Below are 19,410 nucleotides of genomic sequence, written 5' to 3' on the forward strand. Positions count from 1 at the left end.
TGAACGTGTTTCCGGACAGGTTGGAAGGCTGAGGTCATGACATCGCAGGCACGTCTCGTCGGCGGCCGGTACGAAGAAGGCGAACCGCTCGGCCGCGGCGGCATGGCCGAAGTGCGCCGGGGGATCGACAACCGGCTCGGCCGGGCGGTCGCGATCAAGCGGCTGCGGGTCGACCTGGCCAGTGACTCGACCTTCCAGGCGAGGTTCCGGCGGGAGGCCCAGTCGGCGGCCTCGCTGAACCACCCGACCATCGTGTCGGTCTACGACACCGGCGAAGAGCCGGACCCGAACGGCTCCGGTATCACCATCCCGTACATCGTGATGGAGCTGGTGACCGGCAAGACCCTGCGGGACCTGATCCGCGAGGGTCGCAAGATCATGCCCGAGCGCGCCCTGGAGATCACCTCCGGTGTGCTCGAGGCACTCGACTACAGCCACCGGGCCGGGATCGTCCACCGCGACATCAAGCCCGGGAACGTGATGCTGACCCCGCAGGGCCAGGTCAAGGTGATGGACTTCGGGATCGCTCGCGCGGTCGCCGACACCACCTCGGACATGACCCAGACCGCAGCCGTCATCGGTACGGCGCAGTACCTGTCGCCCGAGCAGGCCCGCGGCGAGACCGTGGACGCCCGCTCCGACCTCTACTCGACCGGCTGCCTGCTGTACGAACTGCTCGTCGGCCGGCCGCCGTTCGTCGGTGAGTCGCCGGTGTCGGTCGCCTACCAGCACGTCCGCGAGCAGCCGCTGCCGCCGTCGTCGTTCGACCCGGACATCCCGCCGGAGGTCGACGCCGTCGTCCTCAAGGCACTGGTGAAGAACCGTGACGAGCGCTACCAGAGCGCGACCGAGATGCGTCAGGACCTGCACCGCGTGCTCGCCGGGCAGCAGGTGACCGCGCCGATGCACGCGGTCGCCGAGACCCGGGCGATGGCGCCGACGCGGGTCGCACCGGCCGCCACCCAGACGTTCCGGCAGACCAACGACGACCTGCTCCCGCCCGGCGGTGGCGACGACGACATCGAGGACGCGCGCGCCCGCCGGAACCGCGGCCTGGCCTACTTCCTGCTCGGGCTGGCCATCGTCGCGGTGGCGATCGGTGGCTACGCGCTGATCAACAGCATGGGCAAGGACAACAACAACGCCGGCGGTGGCCAGACGACGCCGGTGGTGAACAAGGTCGCCGTACCGGATGTCAGCGGACTGACCACCTCACAGGCGACCGCGAAGCTGGCCGAGGTGAAGCTGGTCTTCGCCCAGGGCGACTCGGTGCCGAGCCAGACCGTCGACCGGGGCAAGGCGATCTCGTCGACGCCGGCCGCCGGTACCGAGGCCGAAGAGGGCTCGACCGTCACGGTGACGTTCTCCTCCGGCCAGCAGTCCTTCTCGGTGCCGAAGGTGATCGGGCTGCCCGAGGACCAGGCCCGCAGCAAGATCGAGAACGCGCCCGGCGCGTTCAAGGTCGCGGACAAGAACGTCGAGCAGGACTCCGACAAGCCGGCCGGTGAGGTGCTGGCGGTCAGCCCGGACCCGACCGGGAAGTACGGCTCCGGGACGACGTTCACGCTGACGGTGTCCAGCGGCAAGGTGATGGTCGAGGTGCCGCAGCTGCTCACGGTGCCCGCCGACGACGCCATCGCCCAGCTGAAGGCCCGTGGCTTCGTGGTCGGCCAGAAGTACGGCGAGGACCCGAACGCGGTCGACGGCACCGTGCTCGCGCAGAGCGTCGAGGGCGGCAAGAAGGCCCAGAAGGGCAGCACGATCACGCTGACCATCAACCGCCTGCCCGAGGGTGACCCGACCGGCGACCCCTCGGGGGACCCGTCCGGTGACCCGAGCAACCCGACCACCACGCCGATCATCGGCGGCTGACCACAACCGAGAAACGACAAAGCCCCCGCCTCGGCGGGGGCTTTCGTTTGTCCGGCGGTCAGCTGACCAGGGGGGCCATTCCGGCGGAGCGCTCGACGGCGCCGGGGTCGCCGCACATCTCCAGCCAGTTGGCGAGCATGCGATGGCCGCCCTCGGTGAGGACCGACTCGGGGTGGAACTGGACCCCCTCGACCGCCAGGTCGCGGTGTCGGGCCGCCATGATCACGCCGGCCTCGGTCCGGGCGGTCACCTGCAGCTCGTCGGGGACCGTGTCCTGCTCGATGGCCAGCGAGTGGTAGCGGGTCGCGGTGAACGGCGACGGCAGGCCGCTCAGCACACCGGCACCCTCGTGGAACACCTGACTGGTCTTGCCGTGCAGGAGCTCGTCGGCGCGACCGACCACGCCGCCGTACGCGACGCCGATCGCTTGCAGACCGAGGCAGACGCCGAAGATCGGCACCTCGCCACCCGCCTCCTTGACGATGTCGACGCAGGCACCGGCCTCTTCCGGGGTCCCGGGACCGGGGGAGAGCAGGACACCGTCGTACGCCGCGACCTGGTCAGGGGTGACCTCGTCGTTGCGCAGAACTGTCGTCTCGGCCTGCAACTGCTGCAGGTACTGCACCAGGTTGTAGACGAACGAGTCGTAGTTGTCGACGACGAGGATGCGCGGCATGCGGCCCATTCTGACAGGTCTCAACGCCCGCCGGTGGCGGTCGGGCTGGCGGTGGGGGTGCGGTCGAACCCGGGCACGGTGGCGCTCTGCAGGTCCAGCGTGCCCTCGTAGGCCGGCATGGCGATCGAGGACTCGGTCTTCACGTCGTACCCGAGCTGGAACTTCACCACGTAGTCCTGCAGGTTCTCGATGTACTTCGAGTCGTCCAGCGCCTTCTGCAGCTTCCGCCGGTCGCCGATCGCGGTGATCTTGTACGGCGGGAGGTACGGAACGCCGTGCAGGACGACCGAGTTGCCGACGCACTTGATCCCGGTGGTGGAGATGACCCGGTGGTTCTGGATCGAGAGCGCCTCCGCGCCACCGGCCCAGAGCGCGTTCACCACGGCCTGGATGTCCTGCTGGTGGATCACCAGCCAGTCGGCGTCGACATCCGGGTTGTCCCGGACCACTTCCTTCGGCGCGTCCTTCAGCGTCACGGTGAGTCCGGGACCGGTCACCGGCGTGATCCCGACCGCGTCGGACAGGCTCTTGAGCCGCTTGGCGATCTTCGGGTCGATCGACCCCTGCTGTGCCTGCAACCGCTCGATATCCTGGGTGAGCGTGGCGTGCTGGCGGACCAGGGCGGCGCTACGGCGGCTCTGCTCCTCCACCAGCCCGGCCAGCGTCGTGTTCCGGCTGGGCCGCAGGTCGGTCCCACGGGCACTGGTGGCGCTGGTCGCGAACAGCAGACCGGCGCACAGCAGCGCCAGCGGCACGCCCGCGCGCCACAGTGAAATCCGCTTCAACCTACGCACCAGTCACCTCCAGATCGCTCTCTGCACTACGCTAACCCGGGACCGGACCGACAGGTCCGAGCCTCCTGGCCCTCAAGAGGTCAGCTTATGCGTCCTTACAAGGAGTTCAGCCGTGCCCGAGTCGAGCAGTCGTAACAAGAAGAAGACCGAGAAGGTCAAGGCCGAGAAGACGCCGAAGCAGCCGCGCACGACCAGCCGTGTCTGGGTCGCCCCGCTGATGCTGGCGTCCTGGCTGCTCGGGCTCGCGTGGCTGGTCGTCTTCTACGTCGCCGGCCAGGACATCCCGCTGATGAAGGACCTCGGCAACTGGAACCTGCTGGTCGGCATGGGCCTGATCGCCCTGGGCTTCGTCGTCTCGACCCAGTGGGTCTGACCTAGGCGGTACGGGAGCGCCGCCGGTACGGGCAGTACGGGCAGTTCGGCGGCAGCAGCGATTCCTAACCTCGGCACAAAGCGCGTCCGCACCGCGGGGGCGCACCGCCCGAAGGTTGAAGGAGTCTCATCATGCAACCCAACCGTCTGCGCCGAAGTTTCGCAGCGTTGGCCATGACGCTGGTCACCGCAGTCTCCGGAACGCTTCTCGTCGGGCCGGCACCGGCGCACGCCGCCGGTCTGGCCAACCCGAGCGCGACACTCACTGTCGAGTGCCCTGGCGCCTCGGCCTTCATCCAGGTCGACTGGCTGGGCCCGAACCGGGTGACGGTGCGGTGGTCCCTCGAAGACACCGGCACGGCGGCCGGCTTCTCTCCGGTCCTGCGGATCAACGCCATCGGCAGCAACAACGTCGACACCCCCATGATCTTCCCCGGCGGGAACACGTACTACGTGCTCCGATCCGGCAACGGCACCAGTGAGGTCGGCCTCGAAGGTGACTGGAACCCCGAGAACATCGCCGACCTGAATCACCTGAAGGTGAAGGTCCAGAACGGGACCACCGCCCAGGATCCCGGCGACGACGGCTGCACCAAGTCCCGGAACATCTTCAACTGGACCCGGATCGCCTACAACAATGCCTACATCGAGCGGGACAAGCAGTACCGGTTCGGGGACCAGGCCCCGGACTACGGCCTGGGCCCGAACTACTACGACTGCTCCGGGCTGACGCTGACGTCGTACGACAAGATCCCGCTCTTCCCCGGTTTCGGCAGCGTCCGCACCTCCGACTCGATCTACCGATGGGCGACGACGCACACCTCGCCCGCGAAGGTCTACGCCAAGCGGGTCGACCGGGCGGACGCGAAGGTCGGTGACCTGTTCTTCTACAACCTCGACGGCGACTCGCTGATCGACCACGTCGACTTCTACGCCGGAAACAACGAAGCCTACGGCGCCCTCAACGAAGACCTCGGCCTTGCCACGCACCCCATGTGGAGCGGCGTCGTCGGGATCTACCGCATCCTCGGCGTCTCCACCGACTGACAACTCACGCCTGGGTCTCGAGCAGGCGGAATCCGCAGGCTACGGCAATCGCCGTAGCCTGCGCGGTGGCGTCGGCGGCGGCCGCCGAGTCGCCGGTACGGCGTTGGGCCGCGGCCAGGGTGAACAGTGCCTCGGCCTCGATGTACCGGTAGTCGTTCCGCGCGACGGCGACGCAGTCAGTACTCCACTTGATGGCCGCGGCGGAATCGCCGAGCGTGAGGTGAGCCTGCGCCACGGTCGACGCGGTTTGAGCCTGGGCCTTTCGGTCGCGGATGACAAGCGCGAGGTCGTAGGCGCGCAGGGCCACCTCGAGGGCGCCCACTCCGTCGCCGCGCCGGCAGTACAACCGGGCCAGTTCGTCCAGCGTGGACAACTCGCCGCGCAGATGCGTGCGGCGCTGGTAGGCCTCCAGTACGTCGGCGAGCAGGCCGGCCGCACGGTCGACCTCGCCCAGGTGCCGCAAGGCACTCGCCAGGTTCCCGCGGATGGCGAGCGCGGAGGTCGCGCGGCCGATCTCGTTGATCTGCAGGGCGGAACCGAAGAGGTCGGCCGCCTCTCGCAGTTCGCCTCGGTACATGCAGGTCTTCCCGAGGCCGTTGAGCGCGATGGCCCGGACATGGCCGTGCTGCTCGTCTTCGGTCAGCTCCAGGGCGCGCCGCATCCACAGGTCGGCGTCGCCGACCGTGCCCCGCTCCAGCTGGAGCCACCCGATCTGATGGGCCAGGTAGGCAGCGGCGGTGGTCCAGCCGACGGCGATCGCGAGGGAGTGACCGGCCAGACAGTCCGACAGTGCATCCTCGCTCCGGCCGGCGTCGTCCAACGCCTGGCTGCGGTTGATCAGCATCGCGACCTGCGCACGGTCGTCGCCGTCCGTCAACGCAGCTGCTGCGGCCGCCCGTGCCGCCGGCAGCCTGCCGTCGGCATGCCGACGAATCAGGAAGTAGCCGCGGAGCTGGTCGGCGATTCGCCAGGACAGCGACTTCTCGCCGGAGTCCGCCGTCTCCGTCACGACGGCCAGCAAGGTGGGTAGCTCGTCGTCGAGCCAGCCGAGCGCTCCGGCTTCGGAGTCGAAGTAGCCGGCCGGTTCGGGGTGCCCACCCAGTCGCACGAGTTGCGGATACACCACATCGATCGCGGCCGTCACAGCGTCGACGTACCAGGAATACAGCCGGGTCCGGGCGGTGCCTGCTTCGCTGTCCTCGGCGACCAGCCGACGGGAGTAGAGGCCGAGCAGATCGTGGAACCGGTAGCGGTTCTTCGTGTGCTGCAGGAGCATGTTCGCCTCAAGGAGGTCTTCCAGGACTCGCTCGGCCTCGACGGTCGGCAGCCCGAGCAGAATCCCCGTGCTGTCGGCGCTGAAGTCGTCGCCAGGGTGCAGGCTGCACAGCCGGAAGGCGCGCTGGGCATCGGAGCTCAGGTCGGCGTAGCTGAGCTGGAAGCTGTTGAGCACGCTGGACTCGCCGAGGCTGAGCTCGGTGAGTCGCCGGTTGCCGTCGTCCAGGCGGCGGGCGAGGTCCGCCACCGTCCACTCCGGCCGGGTGGCGAGCCGCGCGCCGGCGATGCGGAGCGCGAGCGGAAGCCGCGCGCACGCCTCCGCGAGCGCGCTCACACCGTCATGGTCGGCATCCAGCCGATCCGTTCTCGCGGTGGAGGCGATCAGCCGGATCGCGTCGTCCTGGGTGAGAGGCTTGAGGTTGACGACGCAGGCGGCGGCCAGGTCCGGTAGTCGCCGCCGGCTCGTCACGATGACGTCGCTGCGCCCGGCCCCCGGCAGCAGCCGTCGCACCTGGGTCGCGTCCTGTGCGTTGTCGAGCAACACCAGCATCCGCCGGTCGGCGAGCTCGCTGCGGAACAGTGCGGCGGCTTCGGCCTCGTCGGTGCCGATCCGCCGGCCAGGTACACCCAGCGCGCGGAGGAAGCGGCCGAGTACCTGGATCGGTGCGGGTGTCGTCGCATCGCTGCCGCGGAGGTCGGCGTACAGCTGTCCATCCGGATACTCCGCGCGGAGACGGTGGGCGGCAGTCAGGGACAAGGCGGTCTTGCCGACCCCCGCGATTCCGCTGATCAGCACGACCTGGGACGACAGCGCGCCGGGCCGGCCGAGCGCCGTACAGATCGTTGCCAGCTCGTCCGCGCGGCCGATGAAGTCCGGCGGCGCGGACGGCGCTTGCTGGATGACCATTCGCTGCACAGATGACCCGTGCTGCCGGCGGAGCACCTCGAGATGCACCGCGCGCAGCCGCTCGCCGGGGTCGATCCCGAGCTGGCCGGCGAGACCAGAGCGGATTCGGTCGTACGCCGCGAGTGCCTCGACCTGCCGGTCGGCCGCGGCCAGTGTCTGGATCAGCTCGACGTGCAGCGGCTCGTCGAATTCGTGCCGAGTGGTCAGCTCCCGCAGTGGCTTCAGTGCTTGTTCCGGCTCGCCGAGCTCACGGGACAGTGTCGCGAAGGCCAGTACGGCGGCCGTGTACTCGTTGACGATTGCCAGGTAGAGCGGGTCGGACGTCAGCGTCTCCAGATCGCTGTCGCCGCGCCACAGTGCCACGGCATCCGCCAGCTTGGCCAAGGCGACCTCTGGGGCGGCACGCTCTGCCTGGGCCAGGAGGTCGCGGAAGGTCAGAAGGTCGAGTTCGTCCGTGTTCAGCGCCAACCGGTAGCCGGTGCCACCAACGACGACCCGGTTGATCGGCCCGCCGACCGCCAGCAGCCGTCGCAGCCTGGCGGCCCGGGTGTGCAGCAGATTCACCGCGTTACTGGGTACGTCGCGCGGCCAGAGGAGATCGATGAGCTCGTCCTGACCGACCATCGCACCCGCAGCAAGGGCGAGCCGGGCCAGCAATCTCCGCTGCGGACCGGAGTTGATCGGCACGGAGACATCGCCGTGCCAGACCTCGACCGGGCCGAGGACTCCGATGCGCAACGCTCCGGCGCTGGTACCGACGACAGATCGGCGCGACCCGGCGGCGGACCGGAGAATCCCGGCATCGTGTCCACTCAGCGCCAGGGCCGCAATGATGGCCTCGATCGAGTCCTGCCTCGGGCTTCTGGTTCGGCCCTGCTCCAAGTCGCGGACCGCCCCCGCACTGAGGCCGGCCCGATCAGCGAGCTCCCGTTGGGTGACTCCGGCGGTCCGCCGAAGGGTCCGCAGCACCGCACCGAAACGGGGCACAGAAAGTATCCTACGGATTCCCCGCAGTCACAGGAACAAGCTGCTTACGCCGAGAGCGGGCGGACCTTGCCGAGGTCTGCGGTCAGCTGACGGAGTGCGGGGGCGAACTGGGCCCAGCTGGTTGGTGTTTCCGGGTTCCAGGCGAAGAGCTGGTTCGCCCGTACGGCGGGCAGCCGGGCGAACGTCGGGTACTTCGCCTTGTCCACGGTGAACGCTTCGGCGTTGCGCGCGTCGTACAGGATGACGTCGGCCGGGTACTTGTCGGCGAGCTCCCAGGAAACGTTCTCCCAGTGCGGCTGCTTCGGGTCGAAGTTCGGCGTGACGAAACCGACCCCGAGCTTCTTCAGCAGGGAGAGGTCGGAGAAGGCCGCGGGGTTGCCGAAGTACAGGCCGTCCTTGCCGCCGGAGACGAAGAGGACCTTGAGGCCCTTCTGCTTGCCGACCAGGTCGCCGAGCTCCTTCGAGGCAGCGGCGAACTCCGCCTTGGCCTTGACCACCGGCTCGGCCTTCAGGTCGGCACCCAGGGCGGCCGCGATCTCGGCGTACCGGTCGATGACCGCGTCCACCGAGCGCTCCCGGTAGTCCACCCCGAGGGTCGGTGAGATCGCCTCGATCGCGGTGACGGACTCCTTCGGGACGTACCAGAGTTCCTGCGGGACGTGGATCGGCGCGATCAGCAGGTCCGGCTTCAGCGCGGCGAACTTCTCGACGGAGAACTCACCCCAGGTCTCCGAGAACGAGGTGACCTTGGTCAGGTCCACGTTGCCGGCCAGGATGTCCGCCGTACCGTCCGCCTTCTTGGCCTTGCCGAAGGTGCCGACCGGTCGCAGCCCGAGATCCCACACCGCGGCGGCGGACTGGATCTGCGCGACCAGCGTGGTGGGCCGGGACGGCCGGGTGATCTTCACCCCGCGGTCGTCGGTGAACTCCCAGGGGCCGGTCGCGGCGCCGCCGAGCTCCGGGTCCTTCGAGTTCGAGCAGGCGGAGAGCACCAGCGTGGCTCCCGCTCCGAGCAGCAGACTTCGTCGAGACAGCATCACGGAGCACTCCTTCACCGGATTTGATAAGGCAAGCCTTACCTTAGATCACGGCTCTGGCTCAGAGTTATCCACACCCGTATCCCCAGCTGTGCACACCGTTTCGGCCGACTTATCCCCAGGTTGACCCCAGGTTTTCCACCGTTTCCACCGCAAACTGGCCCAAATCTGTGGATAAATCAGGTTTTGTCGACCACTGTTTCCACACCGTTCATCTCAGGCTGGCGCTCTACGTACAGCTATGCGTATAGTTGTACTTATGCCGAACAAGACGATCTACGTGTCGGACGACGACCTGCCGCTCTACAAGCGCGCCCAGGAGCTGGCCGGCAACCTGTCCTCGGCGATCTCGATCGCCCTCCGCCGGTACGTCGAGCTGGAGGAAGGCAAGTTCGAGGGGTACGACGAGATCACCGTCCGGGTCGGACGCGGCTCCGGACGTAAACAGCGCTTCTCCGGGGTGCTGCTCGCCGAGGGCGGCCGGTCCAGCAGTTCCGGCTACGAAGCCTTCAAGGTGTACCGCAGCCGGAGCGGGAAGTTCGTGCTGCACGCCGATCGCAGCGCACAGTTCACAACCGGCGCCGACGACGAGAAGTACCTGACCGGCTGGCGCTCCTGGGTCGGCAACTGGAGTTCCGACCAGTCCTGGAGCATGGCGCAGGGCGAAGCCACCCTCGAGGTCGTCGACACCGTCGAGGAACTGCGTGACCTGATCCCGGAAGACCTCTACGCCCTGGTCGAGATGGCCGCCGACCAGCCCGCGGTGGAGGACCTCGACATCTAGCTCGTCCCCACACCGAACGTCCCCGGCACCTACCAGGTCGGCCGGTCGGTTCCGCACACCCTCATTCACCACACCACACCCCAGGGCGGCGCAAGCCTGCCCGGAAACAGGAAGACTCATGTCTGCGATCGAAGCTCTCGGACTGCACAAGTCCTACGGCGACAAACTCGTCCTCGACGGTATCGACCTGACCGTTGCCCAAGGCACCATCTTCGCCCTGCTCGGGCCGAACGGGGCCGGCAAGACCACCGCCGTACAGATCCTGTCCACCCTCATCACCGCGGACGCCGGTCAGATCCGCGTCGCCGGTCATGACCTGTACGCCGATCCGGACGCGGTCCGAGCGGCGATCGGTGTCACCGGGCAGTTCTCGGCCGTCGACGGCCTGCTCACCGGCCGGGAGAACCTGATCATGATGGCCGACCTGTACCACCTCGGCCGCCGGGCCGGACGTGAACGGGCGGACCGGTTGCTGGAACAGTTCGACCTGGTCGAGGCGGGCGGAAAGCTCGCGATGACGTACTCCGGCGGAATGAAGCGCCGGCTGGATCTGGCGATGACGCTGGTCGGCAGCCCACAGATCATCTTCCTCGACGAGCCGACCACGGGTCTCGACCCGCGCAGCCGGCACAGCATGTGGTCGATGATCCGGGAGCTCGTGGCCGGCGGAGTCACGGTGCTGCTCACCACGCAGTACCTGGAAGAGGCCGACCAACTGGCCGACCGGATCGCCGTACTGGACCACGGCCGGCTGGTCGCGCAGGGGACGCCGGAGGAGCTCAAGCGGCTCGTACCCGGCGGACATGTGCAGCTGCGGTTCAACTCACCGGAGGAGTTCACACTCGCCGGTCAGGTCCTGCCGACTGCTCTGCCGAACACCGAAGCCCTGACCCTGCAGGTGCCGAACGACGGCAGCGTGCATGCGCTCCGCGACCTGCTGGCCCGGATCGAGGACGCCTCGCTCGAGGTCAGCGAACTCACCGTCCACACCCCCGACCTCGACGACGTCTTCTTCGCCGTCACCGATCACTCCGACCAGAAAGTTGCCAGCTGATGAGCACCACGTCGTACGCCGTGGCCGACACCGCCACCATGTTGCGCCGCAACCTGCGGCACTCGCTGCGCTATCCGTCCCTCGCGGCGGGCGCGATCGGCATGCCGATCATCATGCTGCTGCTGTTCGGTGTCCTCTTCGGGGACACGTTCTCGGCCGGGATCAACGGCGGCGGTTTCGACTACCTGGACTTCCTCACACCGGGTCTGCTGCTGATGTCGATCGCTTCCGGGACGATGTCACCCGCGATCGGCGCGGCGATGGACATGACCGAGGGCATCGTCGCCCGCTTCCGGACGATGGCGATCTACCGGCCGTCCGTGCTGACCGGGCACGTGCTGGGCAACGTGATCCTGACGATCGTCAGCCTGGCCCTCGTGGTCGGCTTCGCCGTCCTGATCGGGTTCCGCCCGAACGCGTCGATCGTGGACTGGCTGCTCGCGGCCGGGCTGCTGATCCTCGTCACCATCGCGCTCACCTGGTTCGCGATCGCGCTCGGCCTGATCAGCAAGACGGCCGAGGGCGCGAGCAACATCGTGCTGCCGATCAGCTTCGTGCTGCCCTTCCTCAGCAACACCTTCCTGCCGCTGGAGGCGATGCCGAGTGGCATCCGCTGGTTCGCCGAGTACCAGCCGTTCACCCCGATCATCGACTCACTACGGCACCTGCTCCTCGGTACGCCGATGGAGTCCGGCTCCGGCTGGTTGGCCATCGCCTGGTGTATCGCGATCACCGTCGTCGGCTACTTCTGGGCGCAGAAGAGCTACAACAAGGGCACCGCGGCCTAGGAGGGCGCCCCGAGCTGGTTGGCCCGGGTGCGAACGTGGGCCGGTACCAGCAGGTCGCAGTCCGAGTTCGTGATCGGCTCGTCGGCGACCACCCGGAGCGGAACCACGCCGGTCCAGTGCGGAAGGTCCAGGTCGTCGGGTTCGTCGTTCGCCTCACCGGTGCGGGTCTTCACGGACGCCTCGGTGAGCGCGAGCGCGAGCACCGATGTCTTGGCCAGCTCCTTGCGATTCGGCGCCCGGGTCCCGGACGACCGCCCCGGAACCAGGTGATCCACGATCCGGTTCAGCGCGGGCAGCTTCTCCTCCGGATCGGTCACCAGCCGCGGTACGCCGAAGATCACCGCCGACCGGTAGTTGACCGAGTGATGAAACGCCGACCGCGCCAGCACCAGCCCATCGGCATGGGTGACCGTCACACACACCGTCTGCTCCGGCGCCGCCACCACACTCCGCGCCGCCACCGACCCGTGCAGGTACAAGGTTCCGTCCGCCCCGCGATCCAGATCCACCCCATAAGCCGTCGGCAGCACCAACGGCACCCCGTCGACCACCACCCCGAGATGACAGAACATCCCCTCCGCCAGTACGTCGTACAGGGCGGTCCGCTCAGTCGCGGCGCGATGCTTCTCCCGGCGCAGTGAGGTCCGGGCAGTCGGTTGCAGCGGCGTGATCGTCATACGTCCAGCGTCGGCGACTAGTGGCCTGCTGACACGGTCCATTTGCTGATGAATCGGGCAGTCCATTCCGCTTACGATCGGTCGTATGCCGATGGACAGTTCTCTGCCGCTGGTGGTGAATCGTTCCGGTGGTGTGCCGCTGCATCTGCAGGTGGCCGAGCAGTTTCGGGCGGCGGTGGTGGACGGGCGGCTGCTGGCCGGGCATCGGTTGCCGTCTACTCGGGAGCTGGCGCGGGAGCTCGGGGTATCGCGGGCGGTGGCGCAGGCTGCGTACGACCAACTGCATGCCGAGGGGTGGATCGAGGGACGGACCGGCGCGGGCACGTTCGTCACCGATGTGGCGCCACTGCGGCCGGCTGAGCGGCGCCGTACGAAGTCCCATCCGGCTCCTGACGACCAGCTCCTGATGCTCCGGCCCGGGATCCCGTTCATCGACCCGACGCCGGATCCCGGCTGGCGGCGCGCCTGGCGGGAGGTGTCCGCACAGTCACCACCACGCGGGTACGACGATGCTGCGGGTCTGCCCGCGCTGCGCGCTGCGCTGGCCGAGCATGTCGGGCGGGTGCGCGGGATTGCGTGTGGACCGGAGAACATCCTGGTCACCAACGGGACCGTGCACGGCCTGCGGCTGCTGCTCGCGGTGACGCGGCGGCCGGGGGAGCGGATCGCGATCGAGGATCCCGGGTACCTGAATGCAGTGGTCGCTGCGCACGACCACGGCCTCGCGATCGTCGACGTACCGGTCGATCGCGACGGGCTGCAGGTGTCAGCGCTCACCGACGATCTACCTGCGGTCTACGTGACGCCGTCCCACCAGTACCCGCTCGGCGGCCGGCTCCCCGTTGCCCGGCGCAACGAGCTGATCCGGTGGGCCCGCCGTACCGGGGCGATGCTGATCGAGGACGACTACGACAGCGAGTTCCGTTTCGACGTAGCGCCGCTGCCGGCCCTCGCCCAGCTGGACCTGGACCGAGTCGTCCACCTCGGCACTCTGTCCAAGACCCTCAGCCCGGCACTGCGCCTCGGCTGGCTGGTCGCCTCGGACACCACTGTCGACCGTCTCGCCGGCTTCCGCGCCAACTCCGGCGACTGGCCCGGCTGGCCCATGCAGGCCGCCCTCCTCGCCATGCTCCGCGACGGCTACCTCGATCAGGTCATCCGCAAACACCGCCGCCGGTACGCCGAACGCCGTACCCACACGTGCTCCGTCCTCGCGCCCTACGGCCGGGTGATTGGTCAGGACGCCGGCCTCCACATCACGCTCCTCCTGCCCGACCACCTCGACGACCGCACGATCTCCGCCCAGGCCCGTGCCGCCGGCGTCGCGGTAGGCGCGCTTTCCGACCACCGCCGTTCCATCCCAGGCCCACCCGGCCTCGTCATCGGCTACGCCACCCCCACCACCGAGGACCTCTATCGGGCCCTCACGGTCCTGACCGAAGTCCTGATTCGAGCAGGTTCGAAAGGCTGAAGTTCTGGCCTGGCCACCTGCCACTCTCAGGCTATGAACCAACGAGCCGGTCTGGCATTCCTCGCACTCGCCCTCCCGCTTCTCGCACCTCAGATCGCCCACGCCGCACCGGCCGAGAAGTGCCTGCAGCACCCGCTGACCACCGTGTCCGGCCTCACGGGGGTGGACGCGTCCGGGGCCGCGCCCGCCGGACGGTTCGTGGTGGGATCCGGTGAGCGCAGTGACGGCCTGCAGAGCGTCGTCCGCTGGCACGACGGCGTACCGAAGCAGCTCGGCGTGACCGGCGGTTGGGCTCGGGCGGTCGACGCCAGCGACGACGGACAGATCCTCATCACCACCGACGCGGCGAATCTGCGCTACCGCGACGGGGCGGCCGAACAGCTCCCAACACCCGCCGGGTACGCCGGCGCGCGGCTGAGCGCGATCGACAACGCACATGGTCTGGCCGTCGGCTACGCGACGGACGCGGACGGTCGGAACGGTCACGGCGTGGTCTGGAGCGCGACCAACGAACCGCGGGTCCTCTCGGTCCCGGCCGGCTTCAACCACGCGATCGCGAACGACATCGACGACGACGGCACCGTGGTCGGCATCATCCAGGACTGGGACTGGGAGAACGCCGTCGTCCGCGCCCAGGAGGCGGTCTTCTGGCGCCCCGACGGCACCGTCGGCCTCCTCCCGAAGTCAGGGTCCTACCCGGAAGCAGCTGCCATCCGCAACGGCATCGCGGTAGGCACCGACGCCGGCCAAGCCGTCCGCTGGGATCTCACCGCCGGCACCCCTGCCACCCCGATCGCCCCGGGCAAAGCCACCGCCCTGAACGACCGCGGCGACGTCCTCATCGGCACGAACGCCGCCATCACCACCCAAGGCCTCCGCCCCCTGGAGCAGAAAGACCCCGGCGGCGCCTCCGGCATCGCCCCCGCCACCATCACCAACACCCGCCAGCTCTACGGCACCGACGGCTTCACCAACCAACCCGTCCGGTGGAACTGCAGCTGACAGACCTACGGGCGGACCGCCAGCTCCGTCTAACGCTGTGCAGGTGCGGGAGGTTGGACGGTGGTGCAGATCCGCCCGGGGCTTTACGTGCGCACGATCGGCTGGTCGCCGGACCAGGTGAGTTCGCTCATGTGCATGGTTCGGCCTCGGGGGTCGGTGCCTACTTGGGTTGGGTCCCAGGCGTGGTAGACGAAATGGTCGCGGCCGCCGACTGACAGGACCATGTTGTGGCCTGGGCCGCCGGGTCCGGAGAGGATCGGGGCGCCGGACTTGGTGAACGGGCCGGTGGGGGTCGGTCCGACTGCGTGGCCTACGGCGTACTGCGGCTTGTCGAAGGCGTTGGCTGAGTAGAAGAGGTGGTAGTGGCCGCTGCGTTCGACGACGTACGGGGCTTCTACCAGGGCACCTTCCCAGTCGAGGTCTTGTTTGATGAGGCGGTGTGACGGGCCGACGAGGGTTAGTCCGTCGGGGGAGAGTTGCTGGGCGTAGATCCAGGTGTCGGCGCCGATCGCGTTGCCGTCGTTCTTCCAGTAGAGCCAGTCGCGGAAGGGGGAGGCGTCGATGGAGCCGCCCTCGTCGGCCTGGCTCAGAAGTGGCGAAGGTGATTTGTCGATATATGGACCTAGCGGGTGCGTGGCGACCGCGACGCCGACCGCCTGGTGACCGGTGGCCGGGTCGGCGGACGTGTAGTACATGACGTAGCGATCGGGGCCGTGGGCAACGACCTCGGGGGCCCAGACACGGCCTGGAGTGGTCCACGCCGGCAACGTGGGGAGCGCGTCGCCGACGGGCTCCCAGGTCGTCAGGTCGGTGGACCTGAGCGTTTGCACGTTGCCGAGTGGGCCGTTCGTCGCGAAGGCGTAGAACTCGTCGGCTACGGCCAGGACGAACGGGTCGGCGAAGTTGCCGGCGTAGACCTCCATGTCACTTGCTCTCGTAGAACCACAGGTAGTCGAAGGTCGCGACCGGTGCGGGGTTCGCGCCGGTGAACTCGCCGTGAGCGAAGAGACCGAGCTTCGCCGGGGCCGACAGCACCCACGACGCACCCCAGACCCAGTTCTTGCCGTCCACGCTGGTCCCGGCCTGGTAGACGTGTTCGCCGGCCGCGTTCTTGTGGTACGCCAGCCGCATCCACTCCGTCGGCGCCGAGCGACCGATCGCGGCCGCACCGTAGCTCGTCGCGCCGTCCGACGGTCGCGCCACCAGCTCCCGCCCGTACTCGTTCTGCCGCGTCTTCCAGATCGCCACATTCCCGAGCCGCGCGAAGTCGCTGTCGTTCAGGTACGCGATCATCCCGGCCTGCTGGTAGTTGCGGATATCGCCCGACCCGGTGTCGAGGTGCAACTTGGTCTCCGCGATCCAGCTGTCCCCGGCAGGCGTGTCGTGGAACAGCAATCCCGCGTTGTTCCCGCCACCGACCAGGTCCGCGTTCTGCAACGGCCACGACAATTTGCCGTCGGCAACTACTGCCTTCGCGTCCGGACGCACCCAGGACCAGTCCGCACCGAGCTCACCAGCGAAGTCGTCACCAGCGAGCAGCTTCCCCGGCTTCGGTACGGCGGCCAACCGTCGTACCGGCGTTGCCACCGGCCGCACGGTCAGGTTGTCCACCTCGGCCGACCCGAGCCACCGCACCGGCGCTGCAGCCAGCTTCAACCCCGGTACGTCGAGCTTCGCCTCGGCGTACACGTCACCCAGCCCGGCGTCGTTGATCCGCGCACTCACCGTGGAACCCGACACCTGGACGATCAGCTTGTTCCACTGCGCCGGATCGAAGTCCGCCGGCAACGAAGCAGACGCCGTACGACGTCCTGCCGCGACCGTCACCTTGCCCCGAGCCACCGTCGCGACGACCTGATGACCACCAAGCACCGTGCTGAACGACGACCCCAGCCGAACGTCCGCCTCCACCCGGAGCGAACCAGGTCCAGCAGACCTGCGAGTCTGCGCGGCACCCGAGATCGCGGCAGTCGGTCCACCCAGCGCATCACCAGGACGCCTGGAGGCACCGGCAATACCGCCAGCCGGGTCAGTCGCATCGATGCCCAGACCGGAACCCGTGACAGGGGCGGGCACCGGCGCCTCGGACGGACCGGCACCGGCGCGGGTCCGCGGCCAGCCGTCGATCCAGTCGATCCGGTCGATCAGCATCGGCCGGCGGTTGATCCCGAACGGGTCGGTCAGCCAGGCCGCGTTGCGGTCGATCGCGTGGTAGACGATGTGATCCTGACCGGCCGCGTCCGTCATGAACGCGTGGTGCCCCGGCCCGATCCACTTGTTGCCGTTCTGCGTGATGACCGTCGTACCGCCGACCCGGGACGCCGTCATCGCGACGCCATCGGCGTCCAGGAACGGACCCTTGGGAGAGCGGGATCGGCCGGCGAAGACCGAGTAGCCGGTGGTCGGGCCGGCACAGCAGTTCATCGACGACGCCATCAGGTAGTAGTAGCCGTCGCGGTAGACGACGTACGAGCCTTCGTACCGGTCGCCGATCGTCACCTGGGTCGGTTCGCCGACCGCGTGCAGGCCGTCCGGGGTCAGCTCGGTGACCGAGATGCCGCCGTAGAAACCGCCGTAGTACATGTATCGCTTGCCGTCGGCCGCGGTGAGCAGCGCGGGGTCGATGGTGTTGTACCAGCCACCGTTCCCATCGGACTTCGGTGTCACGACCGGTCCGTCGCTGACGGTCCACGGACCGGTCGGCGTCGGTGCGGTCGCGGCACCGATCGCGAAGTCGCTACCGGGGTTGGCCAACGTGTCGGTGACGGTGAAGTACATGACGTACTTGCCGTCGAAGTACCGGATGTCCGGTGCCCAGAAGAACGAACCCGGCGCCGCCCAGGCCGGCTTGGTCTGCTCGTTGAAGACCGTGCCCAGGTACTCCCAGGAGCTGAAGTCCTTGGTCCGCGCCATGTGCATCAGTCCGAACGGACCGTTGGCGACGAGGGGGTCCGAGGTGGCGTAGGCGTACCAGTAGCCGTCCCGGCCCTGGATGATCGACGGGTCGGCGAAGGTGTCCGCGAAGCTCGACGAGATCGCGTTGGTGGTGGTCGGCGCAGGCGCGGCGGTAGCGGCCGACGTACCGGCAGCCACGGCGGCCACAGCGAGCGCTGCAGCCAGGAATCGTTTGGGAGGCACGGGCAGGGGTCCCCTCTCGGATCACACGGTGAGCTGAATCAGATGCCACGAAGCCGGCGGCAGCGTGGCGGTGCAGACGCCGTCGACGATCTCGGTCCCCTCGATCACCCGGGGTACCACCCGGTCCGGATCGTCGGCCGTGTTCACGGCAGCACGGTCGTCGTCGTACAAGGCCAGATGCCGCGCGATCCGCAGGCTCCCGACCGGAATCTCCAGATCGATCTTGTCGGTCACACTCCGGTTCACCACGAAGATCGCGATCTCACCGGTCTGCTCGTCGTACGTCGCCGTGCTCCAGAGCGCGGGGACGCGGCCGAACGAGGTCGTGTCGATCTCCGGCCCGTCGCTGATCGCGGTCTGCAGCACGGTCGGGCCGGCGTACTTCGCGGTCAGCGCGAACGGATGGAAGATGGTCTGCCGCCAAGCGCGGCCGCCGGGCTCGGTCCTGATCGGGCCGATCACGTTGACCAGTTGCGCGAGGCAAGCGATCTTCACCCGGTCCGCGTGCCGCAGCAAGGTGATCAGCAGGCTGCCGACCACGACCGCGTCGTCGACCGTGTAGGTGTCCTCGATCAGCGGACCCACCTCGCGGATGCCGAGGCCGAGCTCACCAGGGAAGTCCGACTGGCGCCAGACGTTCCATTCGTCGAAGGAGAGGGTGATCTCTTTCGAGCTGCGCTTCAACGCCTTGACGTGGTCGGCGGTAGCGATCACCGACGAGATCATCCGGTCCATGTCCTCGGCCGCGGCCAGGAAACTCGCCGAGTCGTCGCGGGGTTCGTAGTACGCGTGCAGGCTGATGTGGTCGACCAGATCGTAGGTGCGCTCGAGGACGACCCGCTCCCATTCGCCGAACGTCGGCATCCCCGAGTTACTCGATCCACAGGCGACAAACTCCAGATCGGGGTCGACCCGGCGCATCGCGCTCGCAGCCTCCTCGGCCAGCCGCGCGTACTCCTCCGCGGTCTTGTGGCCGATCTGCCAGGGCCCGTCCATCTCGTTGCCCAGGCACCAGACCTTGATTCCGTACGGCGCCTCGTGGCCGTTGGCGACGCGGCGATCGGGGAGCTCGGTCCCGGCCGGCAGGTTGGTGTACGACAGCAACTCGACGGCCTCCTTGATCCCGCGGGTACCGAGGTTGACCGCCCAGACCGGCTCGACCCCGGCCTTACCGGCCCAGGCCATGAACTCGTCGGTGCCGAACTGGTTCGGCTCGATCGCCCGCCAGGCCAGGTCCAGCTTGCGCGGCCGCTGGTCCTTCGGCCCGACGCCGTCCTCCCAGTCGTAGTTCGAGACGAAGTTGCCGCCGGGATAGCGGACCGCGGTCACCCCGAGCTCGCGCACCAGGTCGAGCACGTCCTCACGGAACCCATCCGGATCGGCGGCCTGATGTCCGGGCTCGTAGATGCCGGTGTAGACGCAGCGGCCCATGTGTTCGACGAACGACCCGAACAACCGCCGGTCCACCGCTCCGACGACGAACGCCGGATCCACTACGAGCCGCGGCATGAAACCTCCAGTAGGCGAGC

The 19,410-nt window shown here is 68.3% G+C and carries 16 protein-coding genes; 8 read left to right on the top strand and 8 right to left on the bottom strand.

The annotated features are described in order from the left end of the window. The first annotated feature begins 36 nt into the window (after positions 1-36). Positions 37-1,872 carry a Stk1 family PASTA domain-containing Ser/Thr kinase gene (pknB, locus tag ACFCV3_RS24470; protein ID WP_376033440.1) on the top strand — a complete coding sequence of 612 codons (1,836 nt, stop codon included), beginning with the start codon at positions 37-39 and terminating at the stop codon, positions 1,870-1,872. Positions 1,873-1,930: 58 nt separating this feature from the next. On the opposite strand, the gene ACFCV3_RS24475 is transcribed toward pknB, so the two are convergent. Both ACFCV3_RS24475 and ACFCV3_RS24480 read right to left on the bottom strand, forming a co-directional pair. After that, positions 1,931-2,548, bottom strand: a complete 618-nt coding sequence (locus tag ACFCV3_RS24475; protein WP_376033442.1) for an aminodeoxychorismate/anthranilate synthase component II — start codon at positions 2,546-2,548, stop codon at positions 1,931-1,933. Positions 2,549-2,568: 20 nt separating this feature from the next. Then, entirely contained in the window at positions 2,569-3,342 is a 774-nt protein-coding gene (locus ACFCV3_RS24480) for a DUF881 domain-containing protein (protein WP_376033444.1), read from the bottom strand. Positions 3,343-3,454: 112 nt separating this feature from the next. Between ACFCV3_RS24480 and ACFCV3_RS24485 the strand changes: the two genes are divergently transcribed. Next, positions 3,455-3,715, top strand: a complete 261-nt coding sequence (locus tag ACFCV3_RS24485; RefSeq protein WP_376033446.1) for a cell division protein CrgA — start codon at positions 3,455-3,457, stop codon at positions 3,713-3,715. A gap of 131 nt (positions 3,716-3,846) precedes the next feature. After that, positions 3,847-4,761: an NlpC/P60 family protein gene (locus tag ACFCV3_RS24490; RefSeq protein WP_376033448.1), complete on the top strand. Its 915-nt coding sequence runs from the start codon at positions 3,847-3,849 to the stop codon at positions 4,759-4,761. A 4-nt stretch (positions 4,762-4,765) separates the two neighbouring features. On the opposite strand, the gene ACFCV3_RS24495 is transcribed toward ACFCV3_RS24490, so the two are convergent. Together ACFCV3_RS24495 and ACFCV3_RS24500 are read right to left on the bottom strand one after the other, a co-directional pair. Then, positions 4,766-7,930 carry a BTAD domain-containing putative transcriptional regulator gene (locus ACFCV3_RS24495; RefSeq protein WP_376033450.1) on the bottom strand — a complete coding sequence of 1,055 codons (3,165 nt, stop codon included), beginning with the start codon at positions 7,928-7,930 and terminating at the stop codon, positions 4,766-4,768. A gap of 44 nt (positions 7,931-7,974) precedes the next feature. Beyond that, positions 7,975-8,967, bottom strand: a complete 993-nt coding sequence (locus ACFCV3_RS24500; RefSeq protein WP_376033452.1) for an ABC transporter substrate-binding protein — start codon at positions 8,965-8,967, stop codon at positions 7,975-7,977. A 259-nt stretch (positions 8,968-9,226) separates the two neighbouring features. On the opposite strand from ACFCV3_RS24500, the gene ACFCV3_RS24505 reads away from it, so the two are divergent. The 3 genes from ACFCV3_RS24505 to ACFCV3_RS24515 all read left to right on the top strand — a co-directional run bounded on the left by ACFCV3_RS24505 (position 9,227) and on the right by ACFCV3_RS24515 (position 11,593). Next, the gene (locus ACFCV3_RS24505) at positions 9,227-9,751 is read left to right on the top strand and encodes an EXLDI protein (RefSeq protein ID WP_376033454.1); all 525 of its coding nucleotides are present in this window, start codon (positions 9,227-9,229) and stop codon (positions 9,749-9,751) included. Between the two features lie 118 nt (positions 9,752-9,869). After that, a complete protein-coding gene (locus tag ACFCV3_RS24510; protein WP_376033456.1) occupies positions 9,870-10,805 on the top strand; it encodes an ATP-binding cassette domain-containing protein in 936 nt (311 codons plus the stop codon). Then, the gene (locus ACFCV3_RS24515) at positions 10,805-11,593 is read left to right on the top strand and encodes an ABC transporter permease (protein ID WP_376033458.1); all 789 of its coding nucleotides are present in this window, start codon (positions 10,805-10,807) and stop codon (positions 11,591-11,593) included. Before ACFCV3_RS24510 ends, ACFCV3_RS24515 begins: the two co-directional genes overlap by 1 nt. Here ACFCV3_RS24515 and ACFCV3_RS24520 read toward each other — a convergent pair. Next, positions 11,590-12,270: a pyridoxamine 5'-phosphate oxidase family protein gene (locus ACFCV3_RS24520; RefSeq protein ID WP_376033460.1), complete on the bottom strand. Its 681-nt coding sequence runs from the start codon at positions 12,268-12,270 to the stop codon at positions 11,590-11,592. The genes ACFCV3_RS24515 and ACFCV3_RS24520 overlap by 4 nt on opposite strands. Positions 12,271-12,355: 85 nt before the next feature. Between ACFCV3_RS24520 and ACFCV3_RS24525 the strand changes: the two genes are divergently transcribed. Both ACFCV3_RS24525 and ACFCV3_RS24530 read left to right on the top strand, forming a co-directional pair. Next, the gene (locus ACFCV3_RS24525; protein WP_376033462.1) at positions 12,356-13,741 is read left to right on the top strand and encodes a PLP-dependent aminotransferase family protein; all 1,386 of its coding nucleotides are present in this window, start codon (positions 12,356-12,358) and stop codon (positions 13,739-13,741) included. A 33-nt stretch (positions 13,742-13,774) separates the two neighbouring features. After that, complete coding sequence (locus tag ACFCV3_RS24530; RefSeq protein WP_376033463.1) at positions 13,775-14,743, top strand: hypothetical protein; 969 nt, start codon at positions 13,775-13,777, stop codon at positions 14,741-14,743. A gap of 83 nt (positions 14,744-14,826) precedes the next feature. Here the strand turns inward: ACFCV3_RS24530 and ACFCV3_RS24535 are convergent, their stop codons facing one another. From ACFCV3_RS24535 to ACFCV3_RS24545, 3 genes are read right to left on the bottom strand one after another with little or no spacing between them, the layout of a single operon-like run. Then, complete coding sequence (locus ACFCV3_RS24535; protein WP_376033465.1) at positions 14,827-15,666, bottom strand: glycoside hydrolase family 43 protein; 840 nt, start codon at positions 15,664-15,666, stop codon at positions 14,827-14,829. 1 nt (position 15,667) lies between these two features. Continuing rightward, positions 15,668-17,881 carry a family 43 glycosylhydrolase gene (locus ACFCV3_RS24540; protein ID WP_376033467.1) on the bottom strand — a complete coding sequence of 738 codons (2,214 nt, stop codon included), beginning with the start codon at positions 17,879-17,881 and terminating at the stop codon, positions 15,668-15,670. Between the two features lie 21 nt (positions 17,882-17,902). Then, on the bottom strand, positions 17,903-19,390 hold the full coding sequence (locus tag ACFCV3_RS24545; protein WP_376033469.1) for an alpha-N-arabinofuranosidase: 1,488 nt from the start codon (positions 19,388-19,390) through the stop codon (positions 17,903-17,905). Between the last annotated feature and the right edge of the window lie 20 nt (positions 19,391-19,410).

The organism is Kribbella sp. NPDC056345 (assembly GCF_042262745.1).
GTDB lineage: Bacteria > Actinomycetota > Actinomycetes > Propionibacteriales > Kribbellaceae > Kribbella.

Excerpts from the sequence above, each read along its gene's own strand:
- ACFCV3_RS24520 (WP_376033460.1), bottom strand. The coding sequence starts at position 12,270 with ATGACGATCACGCCGCTGCAACCGACTGCCCGGACCTCACTGCGCCGG.
- ACFCV3_RS24530 (WP_376033463.1), top strand. The coding sequence starts at position 13,775 with ATGAACCAACGAGCCGGTCTGGCATTCCTCGCACTCGCCCTCCCGCTT.
- ACFCV3_RS24475 (WP_376033442.1), bottom strand. The coding sequence starts at position 2,548 with ATGCCGCGCATCCTCGTCGTCGACAACTACGACTCGTTCGTCTACAAC.
- ACFCV3_RS24500 (WP_376033452.1), bottom strand. The coding sequence starts at position 8,967 with ATGCTGTCTCGACGAAGTCTGCTGCTCGGAGCGGGAGCCACGCTGGTG.
- ACFCV3_RS24545 (WP_376033469.1), bottom strand. The coding sequence starts at position 19,390 with ATGCCGCGGCTCGTAGTGGATCCGGCGTTCGTCGTCGGAGCGGTGGAC.
- ACFCV3_RS24515 (WP_376033458.1), top strand. The coding sequence starts at position 10,805 with ATGAGCACCACGTCGTACGCCGTGGCCGACACCGCCACCATGTTGCGC.
- ACFCV3_RS24505 (WP_376033454.1), top strand. The coding sequence starts at position 9,227 with ATGCCGAACAAGACGATCTACGTGTCGGACGACGACCTGCCGCTCTAC.
- pknB (WP_376033440.1), top strand. The coding sequence starts at position 37 with ATGACATCGCAGGCACGTCTCGTCGGCGGCCGGTACGAAGAAGGCGAA.
- ACFCV3_RS24525 (WP_376033462.1), top strand. The coding sequence starts at position 12,356 with ATGCCGATGGACAGTTCTCTGCCGCTGGTGGTGAATCGTTCCGGTGGT.
- ACFCV3_RS24535 (WP_376033465.1), bottom strand. The coding sequence starts at position 15,666 with ATGGAGGTCTACGCCGGCAACTTCGCCGACCCGTTCGTCCTGGCCGTA.
- ACFCV3_RS24510 (WP_376033456.1), top strand. The coding sequence starts at position 9,870 with ATGTCTGCGATCGAAGCTCTCGGACTGCACAAGTCCTACGGCGACAAA.
- ACFCV3_RS24490 (WP_376033448.1), top strand. The coding sequence starts at position 3,847 with ATGCAACCCAACCGTCTGCGCCGAAGTTTCGCAGCGTTGGCCATGACG.